This is a genomic window from Rhizobium sp. 05N430 (assembly GCF_056396985.1).
The window spans coordinates 69554-85341 of record NZ_JBFTMO010000003.1 but is presented as its reverse complement, the minus strand read 5'-3'; the positions used below and the strand labels follow the sequence as shown (position 1 = coordinate 85341).

The following is a 15788-nucleotide window of genomic DNA, read 5'->3' as shown; positions in this document are numbered from 1 at the left end:
AAGCGGTCTAGCGGCTTGCCTGTTTGGATTGCGGCACATGGGCGGACAGCGAAGCAGTGATGTCTTCCATCGGTGCAAGCTGCTCCAGCGGTCCGATCGCCGACAGCGTCGGAACGGTGTCGAAGAACAGCCGTCCGGCAAGGTCGGTCAGGCGCTCGACGGTGATGCCCTCTAGCCGCTCCATCATCTCCGGATTGGAGATCGGACGGCCATAGAGCATCATCTGCCGGGCAATCTGGCCGGCGCGGGCGGCCGGGCTTTCCTGACCCATCAAAAGCTGGGCGCGGATCTGGGCGCGGGCGCGCTCGATTTCCTTCTGCTCGATCGAGCCGGCAGACTTGTGCAGCTCGTCGATGATGACAGGCACCAGTTCCGGCAGGTTCTCACCGCCGGTCGCAGCATGGATGCCGAAGATGCCGGTGTCGGAAAAGCCCCAGTGGAAGGCATAGATCGAATAGCAGAGGCCGCGAATTTCGCGCACTTCCTGGAACAGCCGCGAAGACATGCCACCGCCGAGGATGTTGGCGAGGATCTGCGAACAGTAGAAGTCGCGGGCGTGATAGGCCTTGCCTTCGAAGCCGAGCAGGATCTGCGCATCCATGAGATCGCGGGTCTCGCGGATATTGCCGCCGATATAGCGCGCGGGCTCCATCACGGGCGTCGCGATCGGCGCTGTCGGCAGGCCGGCGAAACGCTGTTCCACCATCTTCACGAACTCGTCGTGATCGACGGCACCGGCTGCGACCACGAACATCCGGTCGGTCGTGTAGTTGCGGCCGAGATAGGTGCGGATCTGCTGCGGCGAGAATGAAACGACCGTCTCCGGCGTGCCGAGAATGGCGCGGCCGAGCGTCTGGTCCTTGTAGGCGGTCTCCGAAAACTTGTCGAAAACCACGTCATCGGGCGTGTCGTTGGCGGCATTGATTTCCTGCAGGATGACCTGCTTTTCGCGCTCCAGCTCATCTTCCTCGAAGGCCGATTCCGTCAGGATGTCGGCGAGGATATCGATGGCGAGCGGCACGTGGTCCTTGAGGACGCGGGCATAATAGGAGGTCGTTTCGGTCGAGGTTGCGGCGTTCACTTCGCCGCCGACATCCTCGATTTCCTCTGCGATATCGCGTGCCGAGCGGCGCGCGGTTCCCTTGAAAGCCATGTGTTCGAGCAGGTGGGCAATGCCATGCTCGTCTTCCGTTTCGTTGCGCGAACCTGATTTGATCCAGACCCCGAGTGCGGCACTTTCAAGGTGCGGCATGGTCTGTGTCACTACTGTCAGCCCGGATTTGAGCCGGGTGCACTCAACTGTCATTGGCTATCTTTCTGCGCTGCCGAATTACGTCCGGGCATGCTTGCCGATAAAGCTTTCAACGGCCTTAAGTTCCGGATCGATGACTTGGAAGCGCTCCTCCTTAAGCATCAGATCAGCAAGCCACGTCGGGAGCGCCGGGTCAATACCGGAGGCCGATTTTACGGCCGCCGGGAACTTAGCCGGGTGGGCGGTGGCAAGCGTCACCATCGGCGTATTCGGCTTCTCGTGCTTGGCGGCAACGAAGACGCCGATCGCCGAATGCGGATCGAGCAGATAGCCCGTCTCGGCAAGCGTTTCCTTGATCGTCTGGGCCACCTGCTTCTCGCTGGCGCGGCCGGCGCGGAAGTCCTTCTTTATGGCGGCGAGCGCCTTCGGAGCGATCTCGAAACCGTTCGATTGCTTCAGGCTATCCATGGCGTGGCGCACCTTGGAAGCGTCGCGGTCATAGGCCTCGAACAGCAGTCGTTCGAAGTTGGAGGAAATCTGGATATCCATGGACGGAGAGGTGGTCGCCTTGACCTCCTTCATGTCGTAGCGGCCGGTCTTCATCGTCCGCGCCAGGATGTCGTTCTCGTTGGTGGCGATCACCAGCTTGCCGATCGGCAGGCCCATCTTCTTGGCGGCATAGCCCGCGAAGATATCCCCGAAATTCCCCGTCGGTACGGTGAACGAAATCTTCCGGTCCGGTCCGCCGAGCGCCACCGAGGTGGTGAAGTAATAGACGATCTGAGCCATGATGCGGGCCCAGTTGATCGAGTTGACGCCCGATAGCTTGACCTTGTCGCGGAAGGCGCCGTCGTTGAACATCGCCTTCACCAGGTTCTGGCAGTCGTCGAAATTGCCGTTGACGGCCAGCGCATGCACGTTCGGCGACGTCGAGGTCGTCATCTGGCGCTGCTGCACCGGAGAAACCTTGCCATGCGGGAAGAGAATGAAGATGTCGGTGCGCTCGCGTCCGGCAAAGGCGTCGATCGCCGCACCGCCGGTATCACCGGACGTCGCGCCGACGATCGTCGCGCGCTCGCCGCGCTTCTCGAGCGCATAGTCCATCAGGCGGGCCAGCAACTGCATCGCCACGTCCTTGAAGGCCAGCGTCGTGCCGTGGAAGAGCTCCATCACGAAGCTGTTCGGGCCGGTCTGCACCAGCGGCGCGATCGCCGGATGGCGGAAGGTGCCATAGGCCTCGTCGATCATCGCCCGGAAGGTTTCGGCCGGAATTTCGCCATTGGTGAAGGGCGAGAGAATCGTGAACGCGATATCCTGATAGCTCTTGCCGCGCAGCGCCCGGATCTCCTTCTTGGAGAACTGCGGCCATTGACGCGGAACGTAGAGACCGCCGTCGCGGGCAAGACCCGTCAGAAGCGCATCGCAAAAGCCGAGAGAAGGGGCCTCGCCGCGGGTCGAGATATAGTCCACGTTCTTCATCCTTGACGTTATGGCCGGAAGCGATCCGGAGAAGGAAAGCAAGCGCCTGAAATGCTGCGAGCCGAAATGTGCATCAAAACAGTGCTTACCCAATCGATTTTTCTTTGCGCCGCTGATATAGACCATCGCAAACTGTGACGAAAGGCCTTGCAAACGCGACTTCGGGCCTGCCAAAAAACTTTGTAAGAGGGTGGAATAATCGTGTTCGGCAAAGTCCCGCGTCTCATCGCTTCCGCATCGTTGGCCGCTCTTCTCGCAGGCTGCAGCTCGCTTGGCATGGGCGGCGACAGCAAGCCGGCAGAGGCTTCCGCGCAGACCGGTGGCACCGCGCAGATCATGCCGATGGCACCGCAGAATCCATCTTCGACAGACAAGCCGATCGGCACCGCTACCAATGCGTCAGGCGCCGTACAGCCGGTCGTTCAGGGCGCTTGCCCGCAGATCTACATGCGCGATCAGGATGCGATTTTCCGCACCTATGCCAAGGGCGGCAAGAAGGCTGTCGTCAACAGCGCCGCCGGCCAGCAGGATGCGCAGCCGACTGATCAGATCGTCTATCAGGCCGCATTCGGCGACTATACGCGCCAGTGCACGCTCAACGACCAGAGCCTGACGATGACCATCGTTGCGCAGGTTCGCGTGCTCGCCGGTCCGGCAGGCGGCCCTGGTACCGTGTCGCTGCCGATTCGCATCAGCGCTGTCGACAGCCAGGGTGCAATCAACAGCGAGACCGTGCCCTTCACCGCGCAGATACCGGCTGGCCAGACGTCGACGCAGGTCCTGTTCCGCCATGACGGCTTCAAGCTGCCGGTTGGTTCGGGTTCACTGGTTCGCGTCAATATCGGCTTCGATCAGGGCAACGCCCCGAAGACCAAGAAGAAAGCCAAGAGCTCCTAATAGGCCGCTTGTTTCGGCCTCCCCGTCATGCTTCTGTCATGGCGGGAGAGATTTTTCGCGATGAAAATCGGCATCGTTCTCAATCCGGCGTCGGGAAGGCGGGGCAGGCGGGTGTTCTGGTCCGCGTTGCGGCGTGCGCTCGAAGCCCGCTCGGCCGATATCAGCCTGCGTGAAACCAAGGGTTTCGGCGACGCTAGGCGCCATGGTCGGGAACTCGCCGAAGACGGCTGCGATCTGGTGCTGGCCGTCGGTGGCGATGGCACGGTCGGCGAGGTCGCGGGCGGTATCCTTAGATCAAGGCGTCCGGGCGCTGTCTTCTCCTTCATTCCCACGGGCACCGGCTGCGATTTCGCCCGCAATTTCGCCATCCCCCGTGAACCCTCTAAGATTGCCGAACATCTGTTGACCGCACCGGTGCGCTCCGTCGACGCCGGGCTGCTGACCTGCGAAAACGACGACGGCGTGAGCTGCACCCGGCATTTTATCAATATCGCCAGCTTCGGCGTTTCGGGAAAAATCGTCAGCGCCGTCAACGAAGCGCGGCGGGGCAGGCGGTTACCCGGCCCGATGGTGTTCTTCTATCACAGCCTGATGCAGATCCTGCGCTACAAGCCCTGCAGTATCCGGCTGCGGCTCGATGGCGAGGATGTCTATGACGGCCCGATCACCGCCGTTGCGGTCGCCAACGGTGCCTGGTTCGGCGGCGGCATGAAGGTGGCGCCCGGCGCCGATGTTTCCGACGGGCTCTTCGATGTGGTGATCATCAGGGGTGCCGCGAGGCTGCGCGTGCTGACGCTGATGAACAGCATCTACAGCGGCAAGCACGTGAAAAGCCCGCTGGTCAGCATCCACCGGGCGCGTCTGGTCGAGGTCTGGCCGGCCGGCGAGGCGGCACCTGTCGATAGCGACGGCGAGGCGCCAGGCCATATCCCGGCACGTTTCGAGATACTGCCCGGCGCCGTCAACCTGCTCGTCTGATCAGAGCGCGCCTTCCCATTCGGAAAGTGCGGCAACGACACCCGGAAGATCGCTCATCCGCGAGATCACCGTTTCCGCACCCGCATCCGTAAGGTGGTCGGCATGCGAGGGATAGCTGTGCGACGCACCGGTAAAGCCGATGACGCGCATACCGGCGCTACGGGCCGCATGGACGCCATGAACGGAATCCTCGACGACAACGGTGCGCGACGGCGAAACGCCCATCTTCTCTGCGCCATGCAGGAAAATGTCCGGCTTCGGCTTGGTGCGGTCGGGCCCGAGATCCTTTGCCGAAAAGATGTTCGGCGCAAACAGCGGCTTGAGGCCGACCTTGCCGAGCATCATGTCGAGGCGCGCAGAGCTCGAATTGGAGCAGATGCAGCGCTGCAGATCGAGCTTGGCGATAGCAGCGGCGACACCGGCGATCGCCTCGACATCCTGCTGGAGCTTGAGGTCGAGCAGCTTCTCGGACTTGTCGAGCAGCGAGGCCGAAAGCGGGATACTGGCATCACGCTCGACCTGCAGAAGAATGTTCTTCCAGGTCAGGCCTGCAAAGCGCTCGGCCATCTCTTCCGGGCTGATCGGGTAACCGGCCTCGGTGAGAAGGGCGGATTCGACTTGCGCCGCGATGATTTCGGAATCGACCAGAACGCCGTCACAGTCGAAGATAATGAGGTCGAAGCCCTGCATGTTCGTCCAGCCTTGTTGGGGATGGCGGCGGTTTACACGATGGCGTTCCCAAGCTCAACGGGGGCGTTGACATGGCAGCGATGCGCGCTGTGGGCGGCTTGTCGCCGCCGAATGCCATTTGCGCCGGAAGGCACCGCAGGATAGCCTCGCCAAGCCGATTCCCGCGCATTACTGGACAGCATGGCCAAGGAACCCGAAGACACGATCGCAAGCCGCATCAGCCGCATCCTGGCGGAGCGTATCGTGCATGGTGAACTGGCCGCCGGCGTCAGGCTTCGGCAGGACCATATCGCCGAGGAATTCGGCACCAGCCATGTGCCGGTGCGCGAAGCCTTCCGCCGCCTCGAAGCGCAGGGGCTGGCGATCAGCGAGCCGCGCCGCGGTGTGCGCGTTGCCTCTTTCGATCTGGAAGAGGTGCGTGAAGTCGCCGAAATGCGCGCGGCGCTTGAGGTTCTGGCGCTCCGCCACGCCGCCAAGCATCTGACATCGGCGATCCTCGATGCCGCCGAGCAGGCGACCCGGGATGGCGATGCGGCAGCCGACGTGCATGCCTGGGAAGAGGCGAACCGCCGCTTCCACCGGCTGATCCTCGCGCCCTGCAACATGAACCGCCTATTGGCGGCGATCGACGATCTGCATGCGGCAAGCGCCCGGTTTCTGTTCTCGGCCTGGCGTTCCGGATGGGAAAAGCGCACCGACCACGATCACCGCGCCATCCTGCTGGCGCTACGCCAGGGCCGCATCGATCAGGCAGCCGTCATCCTGCAGAAGCATGTGCAATGGATCGGCCGTTCTCCCTCGGCGCGAAAGCCCGGCGAGCCGGAAGCCTTCGCCATCGTCGGCTGATTGGCTCAGGCCTCGACCGGAAAGAGCTGCAGAAACTGGCGCTCGCCTTCGGGCGAAAAGATCACCGAGCGGCTTTCTGCCGTGCGCCGCGCCCAGCCCTTGTCGAAGAAGTTGGAAAGCAGCGCCTTGCCGAGGCTGCCCGCCAGATGCGCGCGCCGCTCGCTCCAGTCGAGGCAGGAGCGGCAGAGCGGGCGGCGCGAGGATTTCAGGCCGTGCAGGTCTATGCCGATGCACTGGAACCGGTCCTCGCCCTTTGCCGTCACTGCCAGTCCATCGCCGATGGCGTCGATCGCCCCGGAGGCGACGAGGCTGTCCAGCATCCGCACGCCGTAATCGCCAGCCAGATGATCGTAGCAGATGCGTGCCTTGCGCAGCGCCGGTTCTTTCGGTCCCGGCTGGTGGCGCAGATGCCCGCGCCCGGCGGCAAAGCCCATGATGCTTTCGAGCAGCTTGCCGACGCCATCATCGGCAAGAGTGAAATAGCGGTGGCGCCCCTGCTTGCGTTGCGAAAGCAGGCTGCCGGCCTCAAGCTTGGCAAGATGCGTGCTTGCCGTCTGCAGTGTAATGCCGCCGGCAGCCGCAAGCTCCGTCGCCGTCAGCGCCTTGCCACCCATCAGCGCCGTCAGCATGTTGGCGCGGGCGGGATCGCCGATAAGCGAGCCGATCTGAGCGATATCTGGTCCTTCTTTCATACTTCGATCGTAACCGAAGCATGTCGGCGCCGCAACATGGCAATCTCGTCTCACAACAACAGGAGAAAGAGATGCTCACCTGCTTCATCCGCTACGAGATCGACCCGTTCAAGAAGGAAGCCTTCGCCGAATATGCCCGCACCTGGGGGCAGGCGATCCCGCAGAACGGCGCCGACCTGATCGGCTATTTCGCCCCGCACGAGGGCTCGCTGACGACGGCCTACGGTGTCTACAACATCGAAAGCCTTGCCGCCTACGAAGCCTACCGTGCGAGGCTCGCCGCCGATCCGCGCGGCCGCGAAAACTACGAATTTGCCAAGCGCGAGCGCTTCATCCTCAGGGAGGACCGGATCTTCCTGAAAAATGTCTCCGCACCCCATGCTAAGCTGGTGCTGCCATGATCGCCGTCATCTTCGAGGTCGTACCCTTCCTGGGCGAGCGCCACAAATATCTCGATCTGGCGGGAGAGCTGCGCGCCGAACTGGAGAGCATGGATGGCTTCGTCTCCATCGAGCGCTTCGAAAGCCTGACGATGCGCGGCAAGATCCTGTCGCTCTCCTTCTGGCGCGATGAGGAGGCCATCAAGGGCTGGCGCAACCGCGAGGCGCACCGCAATGCACAGGCGGCCGCCCGCAACGGCGTCTTTGCCGATTACCGCCTGCGTATCGGCCACATCGTCCGCGATTACGGCATGTTCGAGCGCGAAGAGGCGCCGGATGACAGCCGCAAGGTCCACGACACCGCCGGCGCTTGAAAGGGCCAAGACAACGAAGGCGTGCCGGCGAAAATTCCGGCATGCCACCAGTGATAGAATAAAATTGAAATATCACTTCTATCTAAAGTATTTATCGCCTTTCTATTTCAGTCACGAAGCCGTGAAAACGCTTCCATGCTTACTCTATATTATCGAATGGTGTGCATAACGGCACTATATTTTAGCTCCGAGGCATACTCAAAATGCGTTCTTTACGTCCCTTTCTCAAGGACCGGCGTGGCAATTTCGGTGTCATGACGGCAATCCTGATGGTGCCGCTGCTCGGCGCTGCAGGTCTTGCTGTCGACTACAGCGACCAGAGCGAGCTTCGGACCGAACTGATGGAGGCAGCCGATGCCGCAGCCCTCGGCGCCATCTCCCCGCAGTCGTCAGGCCACAAGGCGATCCAGTCGATGACCGGCGACGGTGAGGTCAGCATTGCCGAGCAGGATGCGCAACAGATGTTCATGGCACAGCGCTCAAGCGGCCTTAGCCAGACTGCCGGCTCGCTGCCTATCAACGTTTCGATCAAGGTCGCCAAGCAAAGCGGTGTCGTCACCTCCACCGTCAATTTCGGGACGCAGGCGCCGACCACGTTCATGAAGATCCTGGGCATCAATTCCATGCCTGTCAGCGGCACGGCGACCGCCTCCAGCGGCGGCATGTCAAGCGCCAGCTACACCGATTTTTACCTGCTGCTCGACAATACCCCGTCGATGGGCATCGGCGCGACGCAGGCCGATATCGACGCGCTTGTGAAGGCGACCGCAAATGCCCCGGATGCCGCGGGCCGCAACTGTGCCTTCGCCTGCCATATGGTCTGGGGCAGCGGCGTCGAAAACACGGACAGCAACTATCTCATCGCCCGCGCCAACGATATCACGCTGCGGATCGACGTGGTGACCGAGGCCGTCAAGGGGCTTATGGACGACGCGGCCGGGGAAACCCAGCCGAACCAGTACCGCTTCGCCGCCTATACGTTTGGCGCCGCGGCCTCTGAAACGGCGCCCTATTACGGCATCCAGCGGATCGCAACCCTGACCGGCGATCTCTCGACCATGCGCAACGCCATTGGCCAGATCAACCTGATGACGACGCAGCACCACCAGTTCAACGAGGATGCGCTGACGAGCTTCGACACGGCGTTGACCAGCATCGGCAAGGAAATCAAGACCGATGGCGGCACCGGCGCCAKCACCGGCGACCGCCAGGAAGTGGTGTTCTTCGTGACCGACGGCCTGGGCGACAGCCGCAAAAGCAGCTGCACCGGCGGCTCCTGGTGGTCCAACCCCGACCGCTGTCTGCAGCCGATCGACCCGAAGCTCTGCTCGGCGCTGAAGGATCGCGGCATCAAGGTCGCCGTGCTCTACACCACCTACCTGCCGATCCCCACCGATCCGATCTGGAACCAGGCGATCAATCCGGTCTTTGCCAAGAATATCGGACCGAACCTGAAAGCCTGCGCCACCGAGGGGCTGTTCTTTGAGGTCAAACCCACCGACGACATGGCCGCCTCGATGTCGGCCTTGTTCAGCAAGGCGGCGAGCGCCACGAGCGGCCTCAGGCTGACGAATTGAGGGGAGGCGGGCCAGGTGCCTGCCTTTTCATTTTCTGCGTGTATAGTTCGATAATTTCCCGAAATCGCTCACCGCTTCAGGCTTTGGTAACCAAACTGGGTAACCATAACGGTCAGTTAAAAGCGTAAGTGTATGAGCGAGTAACATAATGGCGTCTGTCTTTCCGCTTGCCGATCTTAAGACCTCCGTTAAGCCGGATTCCTGGATCGACACGATCATCAAGGGTGATTGTGTCGCGGCCCTCGAGGCCCTGCCGACCAATTCCGTCGATGTGATCTTTGCCGACCCGCCCTATAACCTGCAGCTCGGTGGCACGCTGCACCGTCCCGATCAGTCGCTGGTCGATGCCGTCGATGACGAGTGGGATCAGTTTGCTTCCTTCGAGGCCTACGATGCCTTCACACGCGCCTGGCTGCTGGCCTGCCGCCGCGTTCTGAAGCCGACAGGCACGATCTGGGTCATCGGCTCCTATCACAACATCTTCCGCGTCGGCGCCACACTGCAGGATCTCAATTTCTGGATCCTCAACGACATCGTCTGGCGCAAGACAAACCCGATGCCGAACTTCAAGGGCCGCCGGTTCCAGAACGCCCATGAGACGATGATCTGGGCGAGCCCGGACGCCAAGGCCAAGGGCTACACCTTCAATTACGATGCGCTGAAGGCATCGAACGACGACGTGCAGATGCGCTCCGATTGGCTGTTCCCGATCTGCAGCGGCGGTGAGCGTCTGAAGGGCGACGATGGCAAGAAGGTTCACCCGACCCAGAAGCCGGAAGCACTGCTCGCTCGCGTCATCATGGCGTCCTCGAAGCCGGGTGACGTGATCCTTGATCCGTTCTTCGGTTCGGGCACGACGGGCGCCGTCGCCAAGCGCCTCGGCCGCCACTTCGTTGGCATCGAGCGCGAGCAGGATTACATCGATGCGGCGTCCGCCCGCATCGCCGCCGTCGAGCCGCTCGGCAAGGCGGAGCTGACTGTCATGACCGGCAAGAAGCAGGAAGTGCGCGTCGCCTTCAACGTGTTGGTCGAAAGCGGCCTGATCAAGCCCGGCCAGGTGCTCTACGATGCACGCCGCCGCCACAGCGCGATCGTCCGCGCCGATGGCACCGTGGCCTCCGGCGGCGACGCCGGCTCCATTCATCGCCTGGGCGCAAAGGTTCAGGGTCTTGATGCATGCAACGGATGGACCTTCTGGCATTTCGAAGACGGGCAGACCCTGCGCCCGATCGACGATCTCCGGGCCGTCATCCGCAGTGATCTGGCGAAGGCCGAATAACGTAAGCCTTTACCGATCGAGACTACCTTCTTCCGGTGTTTGTACCTCCAGTTACGGAAGAAGGCTCATGGCGCCCGGGATCAACACCCCGGGCGCCTTTCTTTTGATCTTGCTAACTTGCCGCGTCCCATCGTTAACTGGCAGCCAATGCGTGATCTTGGGGGCTGTCATGTATTTCGCAACAGTGCTTTTGTTGATGCTGGTATTGCCCGTCGTTTCCGTGATTTCGGAAGCGGTCTTCGCCGGCAATGCCGATCTGCTTTTTCTCGTCGGCAAGTGGTTCGTGTTCTGGGGCGTCGGCCTGCGCCTTCTGCTCGCTGGTCTCAAGCAGGTCGCCCAGCCGTCCTTTACGGCCGAAAAGATCTTCGGCGTCACTGACGAGAAAGCATTTCCGCTGGTCCAGGAGATCGGCTTCGGCAATCTGTCGATCGGATTGCTGGGTGCAGCGAGCCTTTTCCAGCCGAACTGGGTAGTGCCGGCTGCACTGGTCGGCTGCATTTTCTTCGGTCTGGCTGGGCTGAAACACCTTACGCAGCCGTCGAGGAACAGAAACGAGACCGTCGCCATGCTCTCGGACATCGGCATCTCTACCGTGCTTGCCATCTATCTCGTCGCCCACGTCCTGACTTTCGCAGCGTAGAAACGCGTCGCGTCAGACAAACAGAAAGACGCCCGGAACGTATCCGGGCGTCTAGTTTGATCGCAGGTCGGGCTGTCAGCGCCTCAGAAGCGCCTCGCGCTCTTCATCGTCGTCCCGCTGGCGTCCACCGATCGCGGCCGACACACTGGCGATGAAGGCGCCGACGAGCAGCGACATGGCGCCGATCAGCGCAACACCCGATGCCGTCTTGCGGGCCGTATCGGCGGCCTTCTGCGCCGCTACCTTCGCATCATCGATACGCTTCAGCACACCATCGACGCGGGTTTTTGCATCGGCTTCGGAAAGCCCGGTGCGCGAGGCAACCACCTGGTCGAGATAGGCACGATCGTCGGCGGAGATTTCGCCCTGCGCCGAACCGCTGATCAGCACGCGGGAAATCTCAGCGCTCACGGCTTCATTGCTCTGGTTCTGCGGGGCGGTCCGGCCATCTGCCGGGCGCAGCAGCGCATCGGTGAAGTAGGATGTCGAGAAGCCGCCCGTATTGTCTGAACCGGACACTGCAGCCGCTGCTCCCGCGCCACCCACTGCCGCTGTTGCTCCAACCGCAGTCGCGGTCGCACTGGCACCGGCACTGACGAGCGAGGATACCGCCGAGCCCAGCAGGCCGATAACAACAAGCGTTGCCAGCGCCCAGGCCAGAAAGCCATGCGCCGTGTCGCGAAAGAATACCTCATAGGTGTGAACGCCGACCCACTTTGAGCGAAGCCGGCCGGTGATATAGCCGCCGAGCGCCGACGACGCCCATTGCACGACGATCAGCCACACGGCCGCCGTCGCCCCGATCGTCGCCAGCGAGCTGCTGCCGTTGGCGAAGGGCGAAATCATCGTCAGCCCAAGTCCGGAGCCGATCAGCATGAAGATCAGGGTAATCGCCGTTGCGGCCAGCGTGCCGGCGAGAATCGGTCCCCAGCTGACGGCCGAGGACGACGATTCCTGCGGAGCGCCGGTAACGACGCTCGATACGGGTTGCGACATCGTGATCTCCTAGTGCCAGAACAGAAGGATGATCAGGATCAGCGGAATCGGAACCCCGAGAAACCAAAGCAAAATACCTCTACCCATCCTATTCCTCCTGCCGGCTCTGCCGGGCTGCTGATTGATGCCTGCCGCAAGTGAAGCGGCTGAGATCAAAACAACCGGAAAAGAAGAATGTTCCTGAAGTCTTTCAGCTGGTTGTAAGATTTGCAGAGATTGTTGCGCAAAGGGCGGCATCGCTGCCGCCCTTCTGGTCAGAATGCCTGGTAATCGGTAACCTGCACATGCGTGACGCGGCCATCCTCGTTGAAGGTGATGGTTTCCTCGCCCTCGCGGATCAGCGGCTTGCCGGTGCCGCTATGCGTTGCCCGGACTGACCAGACCGCGCGCCCGGCACGCGGGCTGACCTTTTCCACCAGCGTGTCGATCGCCGTCTGATCCGGGTAATCGTCAAAATACTTGCGGAACGCCGTCATGATCTGCTCGCGCCCGGCAAGGCTGCCGACGCCGTTCGAGACATAGGTCGCGTCATCGGCGAAATAGTTCTCGATCGTCTGGAAATCGAGCGTATTGATCGCGCCATGGAAAAGCTTGATCTCTTCGACCGGATCGAATGCCATGATCAGATCTCCACACCATGCGCTCTGAGATCGGCGCGCAGCTTGTCGGCACCGGTAAAATGCACCGCCTGCCAACCGGCCTTCCGCGCACCTTCGACATTGACGACGGTGTCGTCGATGAAGATGGATGTCGCCGGATCGAGGCCGAAGCTGTCGGCATGCATCTCGTAGATCGCCACATCCGGCTTGATCAGCTTCACATCGCCTGAGACGGTAACGCCGCGCGTCTTCGTCAGGAAGGGATAGCGCACCTGCGCCTCGCGAAACGTGTCCGAAGCGAAATTCGTCAGCATCGTCACGTCATGGCCGCGCGCGATCAGCTCTTCCATCACCACGACGCTGTCGTCATAGGCATGCGGCACCATCTCGTGCCAGTATTTGCGGAAGTGCCGGATCTGCTCCTCGCGCTCCGGATGCGCGTCGATCAGCAGCGCCTCGGCTTCTTCCCAGGAGCGACCGCGGTCCTGCTCGATGTTCCAGTCATGGGTGCAGACATTGTCGAAGAACCACTTGCGCTCTCCGGCATCGGGGATCAGCCGCTGGTAGGGCAGGCTCGGATCGTAGTGGATCAGCACTTTACCGATATCGAAGACAATATGATTGATGGGCATCTATCATTCCTTGACTGATTTGAACGCGAGAGGAATAGCCGCTGCGATCGCTTTTTTCATGATCGTCGGCAGCGCCTGGGCTTCAAGATTTGTAACCGGTTCCCACCATCCGTCATTGATTTCAACGGGATCGGCGATCGCCACACGGTAGATCTGCAGCCTGAGTTCGAAATGGGTGAAGACGTGAATGACGGTGCCGCAGGGCGTCCATTCAGCCGGAAAGGGCGCGGCATCTGTCCCTGTCGCCCCGTCGATCCGCGCCGTCCACCCTGTTGTCGGAACCTCCGTCATTCCGCCGAGCAGCCCGCTTTCGATCCGCCGCCGCAGCAGGATCGCGCCCTCTCCGGTGACCGCGACGAATGCCGCACCCTGCCGCACCGGCTTCTCTTTCTTCGCAGCCTTCACCGGAAACAGCTCGGGATCGTGCAGCCGCAATGCCTCGCAGGAACCGTTGAACGGACAGAGCGAACAGGCAGGACGCTTCGGCGTGCAGATCGTCGCCCCCAGATCCATCATCGCTTGGGCGAAATCGCCGGGCCGGTCGGCGGGCGTCAGCACCACCACCTTCTGCTTCATCAGCGGCTTGCCTGCGGGCAGCGGCGTCGAAATGGCATAGAGCCTGGAAATCACCCGCTCGACATTGCCATCCATGACGGCCGCCTGCCGGTGGAAGGCGATCGCGGCAACGGCTGCCGCTGTATAGTCGCCGATCCCGGGCAGCGATTTCAGCCCCTCTTCGCTATCCGGAAAGATGCCGCCATGTTCGGCGGCCACGGCTTCGGCGCATTTCTTCAGATTGCGGGCACGGGCGTAATAGCCAAGGCCCGCCCAGGCCGCCATGACATCGTCGCTCGGCGCTGCCGCCAGATCGTTGACCGTTGGCCAGCGCGCCAGGAAATTGGCGAAATAGGGCTTTACCGCCTGCACCGTCGTCTGCTGCAGCATGACCTCCGACAGCCAGATGCGATAGGGATCGGCCTTGACGCCGCGCGCCGCCATCGGCGGCGAGATGCGCCAGGGCAGATCGCGATGGTGGCGGTCGTACCATTCGAGCAGGGGCTTTGCGCTGGGCGCGGTCAATGTCTTTGAAGTCATCGTTTACCGGAGGCAGGGGAGTGGCCTATAATTGGCGAAGCATTGCCGCGGATCAAGGCGGCCCTGCCGATTGGCGGCAGCATCAGAAGGTTTCGATGAGTTATCCACGCAAAGGTGAGAAGCAGATCTCCGAACTGGCCAACGGCCTGATCGATCCGGTGCTCGCCAAGCGCGCCGGCATCAACACCGCGCTGCTCGGCTCCTGGGACGAGATCGCCGGCGAGGACTTTGCCGATTGCACCCGGCCCGAAAAGATCGCCTGGGCCCGCGGCGGCGAGGACGGCACCTACAAGCCCGGCGTCTTGACGATCGCCTGCGAGGGTGCTCGCGCGCTCTTCCTCACCCACGCCCAGGGCGAACTGATCCAGCGCATCAACAGCTTCTTCGGCTTCTCCGCCGTCCACCAGATCCGCATCGTCCAGAAACCCGTCTCGCAGGCCAGCAAACGCTCCCGCACCCCGCCACCGCTGAAAGGCGAGGCTGCCCACAAGCTCGAGGGCATGCTGGAAGGCATCGAGGGCGACAAGCTGCGCGAGGCGGTGAAACGGCTGGGCACGGCGGTGCTGGGGAAGCGGCGGTAAGCGTCTCAAATTTCCCACGGATTGATGATCGGAACACCAGCGGCCTCGAATGGCGTTACATCCCGCGTGGCAACCGTAAAGCCACGGGTTTTGGCGATCGCTGCGATCTGCCCGTCGGCCATTGAAATAACGCGGCCTGTGCTACGCGCCCTGGCGATCAACGGCGCAAATTCTATCGCTGCCTGTTCGTCAAAGGGCAGGACACGTCCCTCGAAGAGACGGGACAGCAAGTCCAAAAGCTTCTGATGAAGTCCTGCCTTCCGTTTGCCATCAGGAAGAATTTCCAGCCCGGCCAGCAGTTCGGCGAGATTGACCGACGTGAGATAGAGCGTCTCGGCTGCCTGGTCGTCCAACCAGGCCAGAACCTTCGGGTCTCCGTCGGGCTTCATGGGTTCCGAAATCACGTCTGTATCGAGAATGATCATTCGAAATCCGCAGCGTCGACAGGCGTCTGATCACGTTCGAAATTGAGATCTGCATCGCCGATCTCTTTCGCAAAGGTGGCGAGTTCCGATCCGATCTTGAGCCGCTCGGCTGGCCGCACCGCTTCTTCCAGAATGCTGCGGATTTCCGCCTCCGTACTGCGCCCGTTCTTGGCCGCCCGCTGCTTCAGGGCGCGGTGCGTTTCTCCAGGCAGATTGCGAACAACGATAGCGGACATTTTCGCCTCCATAGCCCTGATGATATCATTCTTGATGTAATGATATCAATCAAGAATTTCTTGGCCAATCAGGTCAGATGAAGAACAATTCATCCCTTAGCCTTTGCAAGGTCACAATTCTTTGAAGAAAGTTGGCGAAG

Annotated in this window: 19 protein-coding genes; 9 read left to right on the top strand and 10 right to left on the bottom strand. The window is 61.6% G+C overall.

Annotation, left to right across the window (positions count from 1 at the left end):
- Window positions 1–7 precede the first annotated feature (7 nt).
- On the bottom strand, window positions 8–1306 hold the full coding sequence (locus AC1DJO_RS07845; RefSeq protein WP_112537179.1) for a M16 family metallopeptidase: 1299 nt from the start codon (window positions 1304–1306) through the stop codon (window positions 8–10).
- Between the two features lie 24 nt (window positions 1307–1330).
- The gene (thrC, locus tag AC1DJO_RS07840; RefSeq protein ID WP_477948926.1) at window positions 1331–2731 is read right to left on the bottom strand and encodes a threonine synthase; all 1401 of its coding nucleotides are present in this window, start codon (window positions 2729–2731) and stop codon (window positions 1331–1333) included.
- Window positions 2732–2929: 198 nt separating this feature from the next.
- Here thrC and AC1DJO_RS07835 point away from each other — a divergent pair, with 198 nt between their 5' ends.
- Both AC1DJO_RS07835 and AC1DJO_RS07830 read left to right on the top strand, forming a co-directional pair.
- On the top strand, window positions 2930–3628 hold the full coding sequence (locus AC1DJO_RS07835) for a hypothetical protein (protein WP_477970311.1): 699 nt from the start codon (window positions 2930–2932) through the stop codon (window positions 3626–3628).
- Window positions 3629–3688: 60 nt separating this feature from the next.
- A complete protein-coding gene (locus tag AC1DJO_RS07830; protein WP_477969708.1) occupies window positions 3689–4606 on the top strand; it encodes a diacylglycerol/lipid kinase family protein in 918 nt (305 codons plus the stop codon).
- Here the strand turns inward: AC1DJO_RS07830 and AC1DJO_RS07825 are convergent, their stop codons facing one another.
- Window positions 4607–5296 (bottom strand): HAD family hydrolase, encoded by a 690-nt coding sequence (locus AC1DJO_RS07825; RefSeq protein WP_112386425.1) that lies wholly within the window; start codon window positions 5294–5296, stop codon window positions 4607–4609.
- 180 nt (window positions 5297–5476) lie between these two features.
- Between AC1DJO_RS07825 and AC1DJO_RS07820 the strand changes: the two genes are divergently transcribed.
- Entirely contained in the window at window positions 5477–6142 is a 666-nt protein-coding gene (locus AC1DJO_RS07820; RefSeq protein ID WP_477969706.1) for a GntR family transcriptional regulator, read from the top strand.
- A gap of 5 nt (window positions 6143–6147) precedes the next feature.
- On the opposite strand, the gene AC1DJO_RS07815 is transcribed toward AC1DJO_RS07820, so the two are convergent.
- On the bottom strand, window positions 6148–6834 hold the full coding sequence (locus AC1DJO_RS07815) for an ArsR/SmtB family transcription factor (protein ID WP_112386423.1): 687 nt from the start codon (window positions 6832–6834) through the stop codon (window positions 6148–6150).
- Window positions 6835–6905: 71 nt separating this feature from the next.
- Here AC1DJO_RS07815 and AC1DJO_RS07810 point away from each other — a divergent pair, with 71 nt between their 5' ends.
- The 5 genes from AC1DJO_RS07810 (at window position 6906) to AC1DJO_RS07790 (ending at window position 11084) form a co-directional block, all read left to right on the top strand.
- A complete protein-coding gene (locus AC1DJO_RS07810; RefSeq protein WP_112386422.1) occupies window positions 6906–7235 on the top strand; it encodes an NIPSNAP family protein in 330 nt (109 codons plus the stop codon).
- Window positions 7232–7588 carry an antibiotic biosynthesis monooxygenase family protein gene (locus AC1DJO_RS07805; protein WP_477969704.1) on the top strand — a complete coding sequence of 119 codons (357 nt, stop codon included), beginning with the start codon at window positions 7232–7234 and terminating at the stop codon, window positions 7586–7588. The genes AC1DJO_RS07810 and AC1DJO_RS07805 overlap by 4 nt, the downstream gene beginning before the upstream one ends.
- Before the next feature lie 203 nt (window positions 7589–7791).
- The gene (locus AC1DJO_RS07800; protein WP_477969702.1) at window positions 7792–9165 is read left to right on the top strand and encodes a pilus assembly protein TadG-related protein; all 1374 of its coding nucleotides are present in this window, start codon (window positions 7792–7794) and stop codon (window positions 9163–9165) included.
- A 148-nt stretch (window positions 9166–9313) separates the two neighbouring features.
- Complete coding sequence (locus AC1DJO_RS07795; protein ID WP_112386419.1) at window positions 9314–10444, top strand: site-specific DNA-methyltransferase; 1131 nt, start codon at window positions 9314–9316, stop codon at window positions 10442–10444.
- Between the two features lie 169 nt (window positions 10445–10613).
- Window positions 10614–11084: a DUF6790 family protein gene (locus tag AC1DJO_RS07790; RefSeq protein ID WP_477969700.1), complete on the top strand. Its 471-nt coding sequence runs from the start codon at window positions 10614–10616 to the stop codon at window positions 11082–11084.
- A gap of 75 nt (window positions 11085–11159) precedes the next feature.
- On the opposite strand, the gene AC1DJO_RS07785 is transcribed toward AC1DJO_RS07790, so the two are convergent.
- The 4 genes from AC1DJO_RS07785 to mutY form a co-directional block, all read right to left on the bottom strand.
- Complete coding sequence (locus AC1DJO_RS07785) at window positions 11160–12080, bottom strand: hypothetical protein (RefSeq protein ID WP_477969698.1); 921 nt, start codon at window positions 12078–12080, stop codon at window positions 11160–11162.
- A gap of 254 nt (window positions 12081–12334) precedes the next feature.
- The gene (locus AC1DJO_RS07780; protein WP_477969696.1) at window positions 12335–12700 is read right to left on the bottom strand and encodes a nuclear transport factor 2 family protein; all 366 of its coding nucleotides are present in this window, start codon (window positions 12698–12700) and stop codon (window positions 12335–12337) included.
- A 2-nt stretch (window positions 12701–12702) separates the two neighbouring features.
- Entirely contained in the window at window positions 12703–13311 is a 609-nt protein-coding gene (locus tag AC1DJO_RS07775; RefSeq protein ID WP_477969694.1) for an HAD family hydrolase, read from the bottom strand.
- 3 nt (window positions 13312–13314) lie between these two features.
- Window positions 13315–14406: an A/G-specific adenine glycosylase gene (gene mutY, locus AC1DJO_RS07770; RefSeq protein ID WP_477969692.1), complete on the bottom strand. Its 1092-nt coding sequence runs from the start codon at window positions 14404–14406 to the stop codon at window positions 13315–13317.
- Window positions 14407–14501: 95 nt separating this feature from the next.
- Between mutY and AC1DJO_RS07765 the strand changes: the two genes are divergently transcribed.
- Window positions 14502–14987 (top strand): DUF721 domain-containing protein, encoded by a 486-nt coding sequence (locus AC1DJO_RS07765; RefSeq protein ID WP_477969690.1) that lies wholly within the window; start codon window positions 14502–14504, stop codon window positions 14985–14987.
- A gap of 5 nt (window positions 14988–14992) precedes the next feature.
- Here AC1DJO_RS07765 and AC1DJO_RS07760 read toward each other — a convergent pair whose 3' ends face one another.
- Together AC1DJO_RS07760 and AC1DJO_RS07755 are read right to left on the bottom strand one after the other, a co-directional pair.
- Window positions 14993–15412, bottom strand: a complete 420-nt coding sequence (locus AC1DJO_RS07760) for a PIN domain-containing protein (protein WP_477969688.1) — start codon at window positions 15410–15412, stop codon at window positions 14993–14995.
- Complete coding sequence (locus AC1DJO_RS07755; protein ID WP_477969686.1) at window positions 15409–15648, bottom strand: FitA-like ribbon-helix-helix domain-containing protein; 240 nt, start codon at window positions 15646–15648, stop codon at window positions 15409–15411. The genes AC1DJO_RS07760 and AC1DJO_RS07755 overlap by 4 nt, the downstream gene beginning before the upstream one ends.
- Between the last annotated feature and the right edge of the window lie 140 nt (window positions 15649–15788).